Here is a 13,360-nt window from a genome sequence, read left to right on the forward strand (position 1 = left end):
GGATTCCAATGCGATCATCGGTGTGGCGTGGGGGTCCACCCTCAGCGCCGTCAGCCGGCACCTGACAAGGAAAATTACCCACGACAGCGTGGTGGTGCAGTTGAACGGCGCCGGCAATATGCACACGACGGGCATCACCTACGCCAGTGACATCATGCGCCGCTTCGGCAGTGCCTACGGCGCGCGGGTGGAACAATTCCCCGTTCCCGCCTTTTTCGACCACGCAGCCACCAAAACTGCCATGTGGAATGAACGCAGCGTCCAGCGGATCCTTGAACTTCAGGCAAAGATGAGCATCGCAATCTTTGGCGTCGGATCCGTGGACGCCGATTACCCCAGCCATGTTTATGCCGGCGGCTACCTGGATGAGAGCGACCTTAACATCCTGGCAACGTCCGATGTTGTGGGTGACGTTGCAACGGTGTTCTTCCGAGCGGACGGTTCCTCAGACGGGATCGTCCTGAACGAACGGTCCACAGGCCCGGCCCTCACGGAACTTCGCCAGGTCCGGCGTAGGATCTGCGTGGTTTCGGGCGTGTCCAAGATCAACGGGCTCAAGGGTGCCCTGGCGGCCCGCCTGGCTACGGACCTGATCCTCGACGAGGCCACCGCTCGCCGCCTGGTGGGCATGGAGGGCCTCGCCGTGGCGAGTAGGTAGAGTCATGGCTATGAGGATCTCCCCGCGGCTGAGCCTGAACAACGGCGTGCTGATCGACCAGCTGGGCTACGGCCTGTACAAGGTGCCGCCATCCGATGCGGCCGGCCTTGTAGCCGTGGCCCTTGGGTCCGGATACCGCCACTTCGACACCGCCGCCATGTACGGCAATGAGCAGGGAGTTGCCCGCGGGATCAGTTCCCAGCTCGGTACGCAGGCAGGCAGCGGAGGCTCCGGTGAACTGTTCCCGGCACCCGCCAGGGCGGACATCTTCGTTACCACCAAAGTATGGAACGACCACCACGGCTACGACGCCACCCTGCGTGCCTTCGACACCTCAATGGTCAACCTGGGCCTGGACTACGTGGACTTGTACCTCATCCACTGGCCCTGCCCCCGGCGTGGACTGTTTCCGGAAACCTACCGGGCCATGGAGACGCTCTACCGGGAAGGAAAAGTGCGGGCCATCGGCGTCAGCAACTTCCAGCCCGCCCACCTGGACCGGCTGATGCAGACCGCAGAGGTCACCCCTGCGGTCAACCAGATCGAGCTGCACCCTTGGCTCCAGCAGCTGGAGCTGCGGAAAATCCATGATGACCTCGGGATCAGGACCGAAGCCTGGAGTCCCCTTGGGCGCGGACATGTGCTGGCGGACCCCGTCGTCCAGGCCTGCGCCGCCGAACACGGCAGGACGCCGGCGCAGATCATCCTCCGCTGGCACATACAACTGGGGAACATCGCCATCCCCAAGGCAAGCACGGAGGCGCGCATCCGCGAGAACCTGAACGTCTTCGGCTTTGAGCTCTCAGCCCGGGACATGGAGGCGCTCGCCGGCCTGGACCGGGGACACCGCACCGGTTCCCACCCGGACAACGTCAATTAGGACTCCCATGAAAACAGCACACCGCGGGCAGTCCACGGCGCCCGCCTTCATCAGCGCGGACCTGGCCGGCCGTACCCACGCCTCCTCCCTGCAGCTGGCCGGCGGCCGGGTCTCTTTCTGGACGTACGAACCCCTGCTCGAAACCGCTGAGACCCGGACCATCCTGGTGATCCACGGGTTCCGCGGCGACCACCACGGGCTCCTTCGGGTGGCCGACCAGCTTCCCGAAATGCGCATCATCATGCCCGACCTGCCTGGCTTCGGCAGCTCGGAAGCCTTCCCCCCAGGAGGACACACCGTTCACGGCTACGGCGCCTTCATCACGGAATTCATGGCCGCCCTGGGTCTGGGGCCGGATACAGTTCTCCTGGGGCACTCGTTCGGGTCCATCATTGCAGCCCATTTCGCGGCCGCCCATCCCGGCGCCGTAGATCCCCTGATCCTCATCAACCCCATCGCCGCGCCTGCGCTCGAGGGCCCCAAGGGCGTGATGACCAGGCTGGCGGTGCTGTACTACCGCGCAGCCGCCCGCCTGCCCCGTCCGCTGGGGCTGGCACTGCTGCGCAGCCCGCTCATTGTCCGCGTGATGAGCGAGGCCATGGCCAAGACAAGCGACCGGGACCTGCGGCGCTTCATCCACAGCCAGCACCACGCGTACTTCAGTGCCTTCGCCAGCCGTGACAGCCTCCTCGAATCGTTCACTGCCTCCGTCAGCAGCCACGTGGCCGAGGTGGCCGGTAGCCTGGCCCTTCCGGTGCTGCTGATCGCCGGGGAAAAGGATGAAATCGCCGCGCTTCCGGACCAGCACCGGCTCGTCAAACTGCTGCCGGACGGCGAACTCCGGGTCATTCCGGATGTTGGCCATCTGATCCATTACGAAAGGCCGGAGCCTGCCGCCCGCTACATCCGCAGCTTCCTTAAGGACCACGCCGCGTGAAGATTGTCATCGATGCCCGGTTCACCAGGACCGACCACCACGACGGCATCAGCCGCTACGGTGCGAGCCTGATCGCGGCGACCTCCATGATCGCCGACGTTTCGATGCTGATCTCGGACCTCCGCCAGCTGGCCCTGCTGCCGGATGTGCCGTACACGCTGATCAACAGTCCCCTGTCCCCCGCGGAACTGTTCGTTGCCCGAAAGGTCAACCCGCTCGGGGCGGATGTGGTGGTTTGCCCGATGCAGACGATGGGCACCCTGGGCCGGAACTACGGCCTGGTGCTGACCCTGCATGACCTCATCTACTACGAGCACCCAGCGCCCCCGGGATTCCTGCCGGCCCCGGTGCGGCTGCTCTGGCGCCTTTACCACAAGGCGTACTGGCCACAGCGGCTCCTTCTCAACCGGGCCGACGTCATAGCCACCATCAGCCGGACCACCGAGGCCCTGATAGCCAAGTACCGGCTGACGCGCCGGCCCGTCAGGATCATCAGCAACGCTCCGCAGCCTGCCCAGGAACCGCGTATCCCCGAAGCAGGCGCCGAACCTTCCCTCGTGTACATGGGCTCCTTTATGCCTTACAAGAATGTGGAAACCATGGTGGCCGGAATGGCTGAACTGCCCGGCTTTACCCTTCACCTGCTCAGCCGGATCACCCCGCAGCGGCGCGCCGAACTGGAGAAGCTCATCCCCGCCGGAGCGAAAGTGGAGTTCCACAACGGCGTGACTGACGAGGAATACGCCACGTTCCTGAAAACAGCCACCGCGCTGGTAAGCCTTTCCCGGGCAGAAGGGTACGGCCTGCCGCTGGTCGAGGCCATGGCGCTGGGCACGCCGGTCATTGCAAGTGACATTCCCATTTTCCGGGAAGTAGGCGGCGACGTCGCCAGCTATGTTGAGCCGGAGTCGCCCCAGCAGTTTGCCGCCGCTGTGAAGAAGCTGCAGGACCGGGAGCGGTGGGAAGAAACGTCACGGCGCTCAGTTGCCCGTGCCGGGGAGTTCAGCTGGGAGAAATCCGCCCGCCAGCTGGTGGATGTGGCGCACGGCATCGCCGCCCAACGCCGCAGGATGCCACGACGCCGCGGCAAGCTGTAGCAGTTCCCCGACGGCAGGCTCCGCTACAGTACGTCCACTCCGTCCAGGCGCAGTTGGACCGGTTCCGCGCTCCGCTTTGCGGCCGTCGCAGAGCGGGTTGCGCGCAGGACCCGGGTCACCGCGGCGGCCTGTGCGTAGGGGAAGAACAGGAGGGTCCGGACGTCCTCGGCCGAGCGGCGGGAAGAAGGCGGACCGCTGAGAATGAGTGGCGCCGGGCCTGCAGTACGGAGGCGGATGCCGGCGTGTTCCAGTTGCGCTGCCACTGCACCCGAGAAATGCTCGACGGCGGCCCGGGGTCCGGTGATCGAGGCGATGCGCACCGCCGGTGGAAGCTGCAGTTCGGCCCGGAGGGAGAGCTCGCGTTGGGCGTAACCTGCAGGGTCCCACCTCAGCAGCGCCCCCACACCTCCGGTGTCCGCTGCGGTAACCACCACGACGCCTCCCTCGGACGAAGGCCTGACCAGGGCGCATGCATTGAACCAGCGACGCACGGTGTCCTCACTGGCCCGCAGCGACTCGCGGCGCAGCAGGGAATCACCGTCCAGCAGCAAGGCGGCAGCATATCCCCCTTCTGCCACGGGTTCGGCTCCAACCGTAGCCACCACCAATGCCTTGCCGTTGGTTACATGCGGCCGGACCTGGTCACCGGAAGACGTGATGACCGCTTTACCGGGAAAGGCCCGCCCCAACTCCTCGGCCGTCCGGATCACGCCTGTTGCACCCCTGCGGAGCTTGCGGGCGCCGCAGTGCGTACAGTGCCAGTCAGGCGCCGGAGTGGAGCACCATCGGCATTGTGGCAGGGCCGAGGTGCCACTGGCGCCGGCTACGGCCAACGGACCCTGGCAGGCAGCACAGCGTGCCGGCTCCCGGCAGTTGTCACACACCAGCGACGGGGCGTAGCCGGCGCGGGCCACTTGGACCAGAACCGGTCCCCGCTCGAGGCCTTCCTTGGCGGCCCGCCAGGCAGTGCCGGGAAGGCGGGCGATCCGTGCCAGCGGATCCCGCTCCTGTTCGAAGCTGTCCGCGGTGTTCACTACGCGGGGGACGGTGCGGCGCACCAGCGTCCGGTCCGCTTCCACGGGCAGGACCCAGCCTGTTTCGGCGAGCCGTTGTACCTCCGTGCTGCGCGCATGCCCGGCCAAAAGGCAGGCAGCGCCGGACTGTTCAGCGCGCAGGAGCAGGACTTCGCGGGCGTGGGCGTAGGGCGCACGCTGCTCGAGGTGGAGGTCGTCGCCGTCGTCCCAGCACACGACGAGCCCCAGGTCCTTAACTGGAGCATAGGCAGCCGACCTCGTCCCGATGGCAACGCGGGCGGTTCCGGCGAGGAGCCGCAGGAAGTTCTGGTAACGGGGCGTGGGCCCGTCCTCTGCGGTCAGGCGGGCTACGGCATGGTCCGGTAACAGCGCTCTTAACGCCTCGTCGAGCCGGTCCAGGTCCCGGTTGTCCGGGACCACCGCCACAGCTCCCCGGCCCGACGCATGGGTTGCGGCAATGGCCTGGGCCAGCAGCTGCGGCCAGCCAGCGGGTCCGTAGCCTTGCAGGGGATTCAGGACCGCCCGTGGTGAACCGCGGTCTTTGAGGTGGCGCAGAAAGGCTGGACCGTTCCGGAAGCTTGCCCATGCAGTGTCCGCGGTTGCGGGATCGCCGGTCGCGGTGGTTTCAGCTGCCTCCCCAACCGGCGTTTCCGCGCACGCCGGATAGGTCTTCTCCAGCCGGGCTACCCGCGGCGGGACGGCAACCCGGAGGACGTCGCTGACGGTTCCCGCGTAGCGGGAGGCTACAGCGGTGACCAGGTCGCGGACCTCGGGCGTCAGGACGGGAACCGGAGACACTACTTTCGCCAGCGGCACCAGGGTGTGGCCGGCGTCGGACTCCGCTGCCCGTTCCATAATGAACCCGTTGAGATCCTGGCCGTTGAACTTGACCTTGACCCTGACGCCGGGCTGCGCGTCCTCATCGAGCCCGGCAGGAACACCATAGTCAAAAGGCCGGTCCAGGTGGGGTAAAGAGGATTCCACCAGCACCCTGGCCACCGGAAGGTGGTCCGTAAACTGCAGGCCGCCCGCCTGTTGCCTGCGGGAAGGGAAACCTTGCAGCAGGGACGGCTGCACCGCGGCCGGCAGATCCAGCAAGGGCTGCGTGGAATCGTCAGCAACCACTTTGGCTACCTCCGTTCAGCATCACCGGGTGGACCTGGTCAGTAAACCAGCAGGCACGGACATTCCACAGGTAGCGGCATCCTGTCCAGCCAGGACCACCGCTAGGCGTTAAAGAACGCCTTCAGGTCGTCCACACGGTCCAGGCGCTCCCAGGTGAAGTCCGGATCGTCCCGGCCGAAGTGCCCGTGGGCCGCAGTCTTGGCGTAAATGGGCCGTTTCAGGTCCAGGGCGTCAATGATGGCACGGGGGCGCAGGTCAAAGATCTCGGCGATGGCAGCGCTGATGCGGGCCGGGTCCACGGTTTCGGTGCCGAACGTCTCAACGTACGTGCCAACGGGCCGCGCCTGGCCAATGGCGTAGGCGATCTGGATTTCGGCGCGCTTGGCCAGGCCTGCTGCAACAACGTTTTTAGCAACCCACCGCATGGCGTATGCGGCGGAGCGGTCCACCTTGGACGGGTCCTTGCCGGAGAAAGCGCCGCCGCCGTGCCGTGCCATGCCCCCATAGGTGTCAACGATGATCTTCCGCCCGGTCAGGCCGGCGTCACCGACAGGGCCGCCGATGACGAATTCTCCGGCCGGGTTGAGGATGTTTGCGGCACGGGAAATGTCCAGGTTGGCACCGGCCAGCACCGGCCCGATGACGATGGAGGCAAGGTCAGCACGGAGTTGTTCCAGGCTCGCGCCGTCGGCGTGCTGGCTGGAGATGACCACAGTTTCGACAGAGACCGGCAGGTCCTTGTCGTAACCCACAGTCACCTGGGTCTTGCCATCCGGGCGGAGATACGGCAGTTCCCCGGACTTGCGGACTTCGGTGAGCCGCTCCGAGAGCCGGTGTGCGAGCCAGATGGGCGTAGGCATGTAGGAAGGGGTTTCGTCACTCGCATAGCCGAACATGAGGCCCTGGTCGCCTGCGCCCTGGAGGTCGTAGTCGTCCTCCTGGCGGCCCTCACGGGCTTCAAGGGAATTGAAGACTCCGCCGGCGATGTCGTTGGACTGCTGGCCGATGGATACGGAAACACCGCACCGGGCGCCGTCGAATCCGTTGGCTGAGGAGTCATAGCCGATGCCAAGGATGGTCTCGCGGACGATTTGCGGGATCTCCACATAGGCATCGGTGGTGACCTCACCGGCCACGTGGACCAGGCCGGTGGTGGCCATGGTCTCCACGGCGACGCGGGATTCCGGGTCCTTGTCCAGCAGGGCGTCAAGAATAGCGTCGCTGATCTGGTCGCAGATCTTGTCCGGGTGGCCTTCGGTGACCGACTCGGAGGTGAAGAGCCGGAGTGCGGAGGGCGTGGCCGAGTGGGATTGGGGAAGGTGCAGCGGTAAAGTCACTCAACTACCTTACTGGTTGGGATCCGTCCTCCCCGCAGGAGACCTCACGAGATGTCCTCGTGCTAAGGAACGAAAGCCTGAAACACTTCAGGCGCGGGGGGAAACGTGATTCAGATCAAAGCCGATCCGGCTGATGATGGCCGCCGAGACTTCTGTCTTGGTTCCGGCCGCCTCCTGTGGTTGTGAGCCGGACCGGGCCAGGATGACAACGGAATTCGTGTCCTGGCCAAAGACTTTGTCGGCGCCTACATGGTTCACCACCAGCAAGTCGCAGCCTTTGCGCTGAAGTTTAGCTTCGGCGTAGGCCAGCACGTCACCGTGGCTGTCGCCGGTTTCGGCAGCGAAACCTACGATCAGCTGCTGCCCCTTGCCGTGGCCGCCGTTGTTCCGGAGTTCCACCAGCTCGTGGAGGATGTCCGGGTTGCGGACCAGTGCGATCACAGGGTCGGCGCTGTCGTCGCGCTTCTTGATTTTGGTGTGCGAGACCTCCGACGGGCGGAAGTCGGCCACGGCGGCGGACATGATGACGACGTCGGAATCCGCTGCTGCTGCCAGCGCCGCCTCCCGCAACTGCAGGGCAGTCTCCACCGACACCACTTCCACGCCGGCAGGCGGTGGAACTTCCATGTGGGCTGCGAGCAGGCGGACGGTGGCGCCGGCATTCCGGGCGGCAACCGCAAGCGCCACTCCCTGCTTGCCGGAGGACCGGTTGCCCAGGAACCGTACCGGGTCCAGCGGTTCGCGGGTTCCGCCGGCACTGATAGTGACGGTGCGTCCCGCCAGCGGCAACTGGTAGTCCGACTGCCCCTGAACCAGGGCCATGGCAGCGTCGAAAATCACCTCGGGCTCGGGCAGCCTGCCCGGTCCGGAATCAGAGCCCGTCAGCCTGCCGGTTGCGGGTTCCAGGACGGCTGCGCCACGGCTCCGCAACGTTTCCACGTTGGCGCGGGTAGCCGCGTGCTGCCACATCTCGGTGTGCATGGCCGGGGCGAACAGTACCGGGCCATGGGCCATCAGCAGGGTGTTGGTGAGGAGGTCCCCCGCCTGTCCGGTGGCTGCTTTGGCCAGGAGGTCGGCGGTGGCCGGAGCGATGACCACGAGGTCCGCTTCATGGCCCAGGCGGACATGGTTGACCTGGTGGACGTCGTCGAAAACGCTGTTGCTGACAGGGTTTCCGGACAGTGCCTCCCACGTGGCGGTGCCAACGAAGCGGGTGGCCGCCTCCGTGGGGATCACAGTGACGTGATGGCCGGCTTCAGTAAAAAGCCGGAGGAGCGATGCCACCTTGTAGGCGGCTATCCCTCCCCCGACTCCGAGGACTATGCGCACGTGACCTCCGTCAACAGCACGTCAGGCGGCAGTTTTACTCTGCGGCTTCGATCGGCGTGGAGACGAGCTTGCCTTCGTTGATCTCGCGCAGGGCAATGGAAAGCGACTTCTCGTTCAGCTTGGTGTCTACCAGCGGGCCAACGTATTCGAAGAGGCCCTCGTGCAGCTGGGCGTAGTAAGCGTTGATCTGACGAGCACGCTTGGCACCGAAGATCACCAGGCCGTACTTTGAATCCGCTGCCTCGAGCAGCGAGTCGATCGGCGGGTTGATGATGCCTTCAAGGTTCGTGGACACGAATTCTCCAAATTTCTAGCGGGCTGACCGTTCCGGCGTTCCGTGCGGATGCGGGGTCAGCCCCATGAGTGAAACAAGCTCGTCCGCTGCCCGGCGAACGTCGTCGTTAATGACGGTGTGGTCGAACTCCGGTTCAGCAGCAAGCTCCAGTTTAGCGGTTTCCAGCCGGCGCTGCTGTTCCTCAGGTGTTTCCGTGCCGCGGCCCACCAGCCGGCGGACCATTTCGTCCCAGCTGGGCGGCGCGAGGAAGACGAACTGGGCGTCCGGAACGGCCTCCTTGACCTGGCGCGCACCCTGCAGGTCGATCTCCAGCAGCACCGACCGGCCCTCGGCGATGGCCTGGTTCACGGTGCTCTTCAGCGTCCCGTACGTGTTCTGGCCGTGGACTACTGCCCACTCAAGGAACTCGCCCTCGGCGACAAGCCGCTCGAATTCCTCCTTGCCCTTGAAGAAGTAATGGACTCCATCAACTTCACCCGGCCGGGGCGCGCGGGTGGTGGCTGAGACAGAAAGCCAGACCTCGGGGTAGTTATCCCGGATGTAGGTGGACACGGTGCCTTTGCCAACAGCCGTCGGACCAGCGAGGACTGTCAGTCCAGGTTTTTTGCTCACGTATTCCTTTGTGCCGGATGTGGGGAAAGCGGGAGGTACCGCTCTAGTTCTCGTCTATAAAATCTACCAGCGCACGGCGCTGGTGGACGCCGAGGCCCCGGAGCCTCCGGGAAGCCGCGATGCCCAGCTGCTTCATGATGGCGGCGGCACGGACCTTGCCCACGCCAGGCAGTGCCTCCAGCAGCTCGGAAACCTTCATGCGGGCCATGGCTTCGTCCTCCAGCGCCGAATTGATGATGTCGGCTGCGGAACTCTCACCGTTCTTGAGGCTTTCCTTGGCCGCCGCGCGGGTGGCCCTGGCTGCCGCCGCCTTGTTCAAGGCATCAGTTCGTTCGGACGCGGATAAGGGTCGCAGCACCATGGTGGACACCCCCGGATCTGGGTGGATACGTCCAGGGGCGGCCGCCCTTGGACATGTCCTGAAAATACCCTTTGGTGCTGCCCGAATCAATGCGTCGGGGGAAACGGGCAGCTATTCGCCCCGCAGCCCGCCAAGGGTCCGCTGGGCGGCCTCCCGCAATGCGCGCGGCTGTGGTCCGGCAGAAAGAATGTCCCTGCTGGACGTTCCCAGCACCTGCGGGTAGGCGCTGCGGAAGGTGGCCCGCAGATCGGCCGGAGTGGCCCCCTGTGCTCCCAGGCCCGGCGCCAGGATGGGTCCGCGCAGGGCGGCGAGGTCCATATCAAGGTCTGAAAGGGCCGAACCAACGGTTGCACCGACTACCAGGCCCACCGAACCAAGCTCCCCGGGGTAACGGCGGTTCTCCCTTCCTGCCGCCAAGGCAATCCGGCGCGCCACGGAGTCCGCTCCCCCGACGTGCTGTACCGAGGCTCCTTCGGGGTTGGAGGTCAGGGCCAGGACAAAAACGCCACGCCCCGTCCCGGCTGCCAGATCGAGGGCCGGACGCAACGACTCGAAGCCAAGGTATGGGCTCAGCGTGACCGAGTCCGCAGCCAGCGGGGAACCGTCGCGGAGCCACGCGTCGGCGTAGGCCGCCATGGTGGATCCGATGTCCCCGCGCTTTGCGTCGGCAATGGTGAGCACAGCCTCGTCCCTGGCAACGGCAAGTACTTCCTCGAGGACAGCCAGTCCCGCGGAACCGTGGCGCTCGTAGAGCGCCACCTGCGGCTTGACCGCGGCAGCGAGGGAGGCGACTGACTCCAGGACTGTCAGGGAAAACGAGCGGAGGCCCTCGACATCGTCCTTCAGCCCCCAGCCGGCCAGCAGGGAAGGGTGCGGGTCAATGCCGACACACAGCGGGCCGCGGGTGGCCATGGCGGCACCAAGCCGGGAGCCGAAGGGCTCCCGGCTGGTGCCGGGTACCTGCTCAGGCATGCTGCAGGGCCGCCTTCTGGGACTCGGCAAGCGCAGCGGCGTGCTCCTGCAGGCTGGTGACCGACCATTCGTAGGTGCGCATCGCCTCGATGGCCTGGACGGCTGCATTGAACTCGGCCACCGTCGTGATGCAGGGGATGCCGATGGACGTGGCAGCCGCACGGAGTTCATAGCCGTCGCTCCGGGCTTCGCCGCCGGACGGGGTGTTGAAGACCATGTCGATCTCGCCTGCGATCACGAGGTCGGCGATGGTGCCTTCGCCTTCGGCGCTGCTGCCTTCCGCCACCTTGCGGACCGGCGTGGCCTGGATCCCGTTGCGGCGCAGCACATCGGCGGTGCCGCCAGTGGAGACGATCTCGAAGCCGAGGTCTGAAAGCCGCTTGACGCCCATGATGACCGAGCGCTTGTCGCGGTTGGCCACCGAGACGAAGATCTTGCCTTCGGTAGGCAGGGCGTTGTTTGCCGCCGCCTGGCTCTTGGCGAACGCCGTATCGAAGTGCTTGTCGATGCCCATGACCTCTCCGGTGGAGCGCATTTCGGGTCCAAGCAAAGAATCAACCACCTTGCCCTCAAGGGTGCGGAAGCGGCTGAACGGCAGGACTGCCTCCTTGACGGCCACCGGGGCGTCGAGGGGAAGGGTTGACCCGTCGCCGGTCTCGGGCAGCATCTTGTAGGCACTGCGGAGTTGCCCGATGGTGACGCCGGTGCCGATGAGGGCAGCTGCCTTGGCCATCTGCACGCCGGTGGCCTTGGACACAAACGGCACCGTCCGGGAGGCGCGGGGGTTGGCTTCGAGGACGTACAGGACGTCGGAGGCCAGGGCGAACTGGATGTTGATGAGGCCGCGGACGCCGACGCCTTCAGCGATGGCGCGGGTTGCCGTCCGGACCCGCTCCAGGACGTTGGTGCCCAGGGTGATGGGCGGCAGGACACACGCGGAGTCGCCGGAGTGGATGCCGGCTTCCTCGATGTGCTCCATGATGCCGCCCAGGTACATGTCCGTGCCGTCGAAGAGGGCATCGACGTCGATTTCGACGGCGTCCTCCAGGAAGCGGTCGATCAGCACCGGGTGGTCGGGGGTGATTTCCGTGGCGTTGGCGATGTAGCGGGACAGGTTGGGCTCGTCGTAGACGATCTCCATGCCTCGGCCGCCGAGGACGTAGGACGGGCGGACCAGTACCGGGTAGCCAATCTCGTCCGCGATCTTTTTGGCGTCCTCGAAGGACACTGCGGTGCCGTTCTTCGGGGAAATCAGGCCGGCTTTGTCCAGGACCCGTGAGAACGCGCCGCGGTGCTCGGCGAGGTCGATGGCTTCCGGAGAGGTGCCAAGGATGGGCACGCCCGCATCCGCCAACTGCTGGGCCAGCTTGAGGGGGGTCTGGCCGCCGAGCTGGACGAAGACGCCCATCACGCCGCCGGTGCGTTCCTCCGCGGCAATGACCTCCAGCACGTCCTCAAGCGTCAGCGGCTCGAAGTACAGGCGGGTGGAGATGTCGTAGTCGGTGGAGACGGTTTCGGGGTTGCAGTTGACCATGACCGTCTCGTAGCCGGCCTTGCGCAGCGCCATCGAAGCGTGGACACACGAGTAGTCGAACTCGATGCCCTGGCCGATGCGGTTGGGGCCGGAACCCAGGATCAGGATGGACGGTTTGGAGTGCAGCTCCACCTCGTCCTCCTCGTCGTAGGCGGAGTAGTGGTACGGGGTGTAGGCCGCGAACTCCGCAGCGCAGGTGTCCACGGTCTTGTAGACGGGACGGATGCCCAGCGCCTGGCGGACGCCGCGGACCACGGCCTCGGAGTTGTGGGTGAGGGCGCCGATCTGCTCATCGGAGAAGCCGTGGCGCTTGGCCCGCTGCAGCATGTCAGCCGTCAGTGCACCCGCCTGGCGGATCTCGTGGGAGATCTCGTTGAGCAACTGGAGCTGGTCCAGGAACCAGGGGTCGATCTTGGTTGCCTCGAAGAGGTCCTCCACGCTGGCGCCGCCCAGGAGGGCGCGCTGGACCTGGTGCAGCCGGTCCGTCGTCGGGCGCTTCGACTTTTCGATGAGCTCGGCCACTTCCCATTCGGGAACGGGGCTGAAGTCCAGCTGGGAACCCTTCTGCTCCAGCGACCGGAGCGCCTTCTGCAGGGCCTCGGTGAAGTTGCGTCCCATGGCCATGGCCTCGCCCACCGACTTCATGGTGGTGGTCAGGGTGTTGTCCGCGGCCGGGAACTTCTCGAACGCGAAGCGCGGAACCTTGACCACGACGTAGTCGAGGGTGGGTTCGAAGGACGCCGGGGTCTTCTGGGTGATGTCGTTGGGGATCTCATCAAGGGTGTAACCCAGGGAGAGCTTCGTGGCGATCTTGGCGATGGCGAAGCCGGTTGCCTTGGACGCCAGGGCCGAGGAACGGGACACGCGAGGGTTCATCTCGATAACCACCACGCGGCCGGTGGCGGGGTCGATGGCGAACTGGATGTTGCAGCCGCCGGTGTCAACGCCCACTTCGCGGATCACGGCGATGGAGATGTCGCGCAGCCGCTGGTATTCGCGGTCCGTCAGGGTGAGGGCGGGCGCCACGGTGATGGAGTCGCCGGTGTGGACGCCGACAGGATCGAAGTTCTCGATGGAGCAGACCACCACGACGTTGTCGTTCTTGTCCCGCATCATTTCGAGCTCGTATTCCTTCCAGCCGAGGATGCTCTCTTCGAGCAGCACTTCGCTGGTGGGGCTGTACTGCAGG

At 65.7% G+C, this 13,360-nt stretch carries 12 protein-coding genes; 4 read left to right on the forward strand and 8 right to left on the reverse strand.

Features of this window, described 5'->3' with window-relative positions; all coding sequences use genetic code 11:
• From AC5RWX_RS23325 to AC5RWX_RS23340, 4 genes are all read left to right on the forward strand, one after another.
• Nucleotides 1-658: sugar-binding transcriptional regulator (locus AC5RWX_RS23325; protein WP_494098676.1), on the forward strand; the 658-nt coding region annotated here is incomplete at its 5' end.
• A 10-nt stretch (nt 659-668) separates the two neighbouring features.
• A complete protein-coding gene (locus AC5RWX_RS23330) occupies nt 669-1,538 on the forward strand; it encodes an aldo/keto reductase (RefSeq protein ID WP_494098677.1) in 870 nt (289 codons plus the stop codon).
• A 7-nt stretch (nt 1,539-1,545) separates the two neighbouring features.
• Nucleotides 1,546-2,475, forward strand: a complete 930-nt coding sequence (locus AC5RWX_RS23335) for an alpha/beta fold hydrolase (RefSeq protein ID WP_494098678.1) — start codon at nt 1,546-1,548, stop codon at nt 2,473-2,475.
• A complete protein-coding gene (locus tag AC5RWX_RS23340; RefSeq protein ID WP_494098679.1) occupies nt 2,472-3,572 on the forward strand; it encodes a glycosyltransferase family 4 protein in 1,101 nt (366 codons plus the stop codon). The genes AC5RWX_RS23335 and AC5RWX_RS23340 overlap by 4 nt, the downstream gene beginning before the upstream one ends.
• Nucleotides 3,573-3,595: 23 nt before the next feature.
• Here the strand turns inward: AC5RWX_RS23340 and AC5RWX_RS23345 are convergent, their stop codons facing one another.
• From AC5RWX_RS23345 to carB, 8 genes are all read right to left on the reverse strand, one after another.
• Nucleotides 3,596-5,731, reverse strand: a complete 2,136-nt coding sequence (locus AC5RWX_RS23345) for a primosomal protein N' (protein ID WP_494098680.1) — start codon at nt 5,729-5,731, stop codon at nt 3,596-3,598.
• Between the two features lie 101 nt (nt 5,732-5,832).
• A complete protein-coding gene (gene metK / locus AC5RWX_RS23350; RefSeq protein ID WP_494098681.1) occupies nt 5,833-7,068 on the reverse strand; it encodes a methionine adenosyltransferase in 1,236 nt (411 codons plus the stop codon).
• Between the two features lie 87 nt (nt 7,069-7,155).
• Nucleotides 7,156-8,397 (reverse strand): bifunctional phosphopantothenoylcysteine decarboxylase/phosphopantothenate--cysteine ligase CoaBC, encoded by a 1,242-nt coding sequence (gene coaBC, locus AC5RWX_RS23355; RefSeq protein WP_494098682.1) that lies wholly within the window; start codon nt 8,395-8,397, stop codon nt 7,156-7,158.
• Between the two features lie 34 nt (nt 8,398-8,431).
• Nucleotides 8,432-8,692, reverse strand: coding sequence for a DNA-directed RNA polymerase subunit omega (gene rpoZ, locus AC5RWX_RS23360; protein WP_003800778.1), 261 nt, complete (start codon nt 8,690-8,692; stop codon nt 8,432-8,434).
• 15 nt (nt 8,693-8,707) lie between these two features.
• A complete protein-coding gene (gene gmk, locus AC5RWX_RS23365; protein WP_494098683.1) occupies nt 8,708-9,304 on the reverse strand; it encodes a guanylate kinase in 597 nt (198 codons plus the stop codon).
• A 43-nt stretch (nt 9,305-9,347) separates the two neighbouring features.
• Complete coding sequence (gene mihF, locus AC5RWX_RS23370) at nt 9,348-9,665, reverse strand: integration host factor, actinobacterial type (protein ID WP_494098684.1); 318 nt, start codon at nt 9,663-9,665, stop codon at nt 9,348-9,350.
• Between the two features lie 111 nt (nt 9,666-9,776).
• Nucleotides 9,777-10,637, reverse strand: a complete 861-nt coding sequence (pyrF, locus tag AC5RWX_RS23375; RefSeq protein WP_494098685.1) for an orotidine-5'-phosphate decarboxylase — start codon at nt 10,635-10,637, stop codon at nt 9,777-9,779.
• Nucleotides 10,630-13,360, reverse strand: a 2,731-nt coding sequence (gene carB, locus AC5RWX_RS23380) for a carbamoyl-phosphate synthase large subunit (protein ID WP_494098686.1), incomplete at its 5' end; no start/stop codon positions are given. The genes carB and pyrF, both read right to left, overlap by 8 nt.

The sequence above is a fragment of the Arthrobacter sp. SPT-J7 genome, from assembly GCF_059089965.1.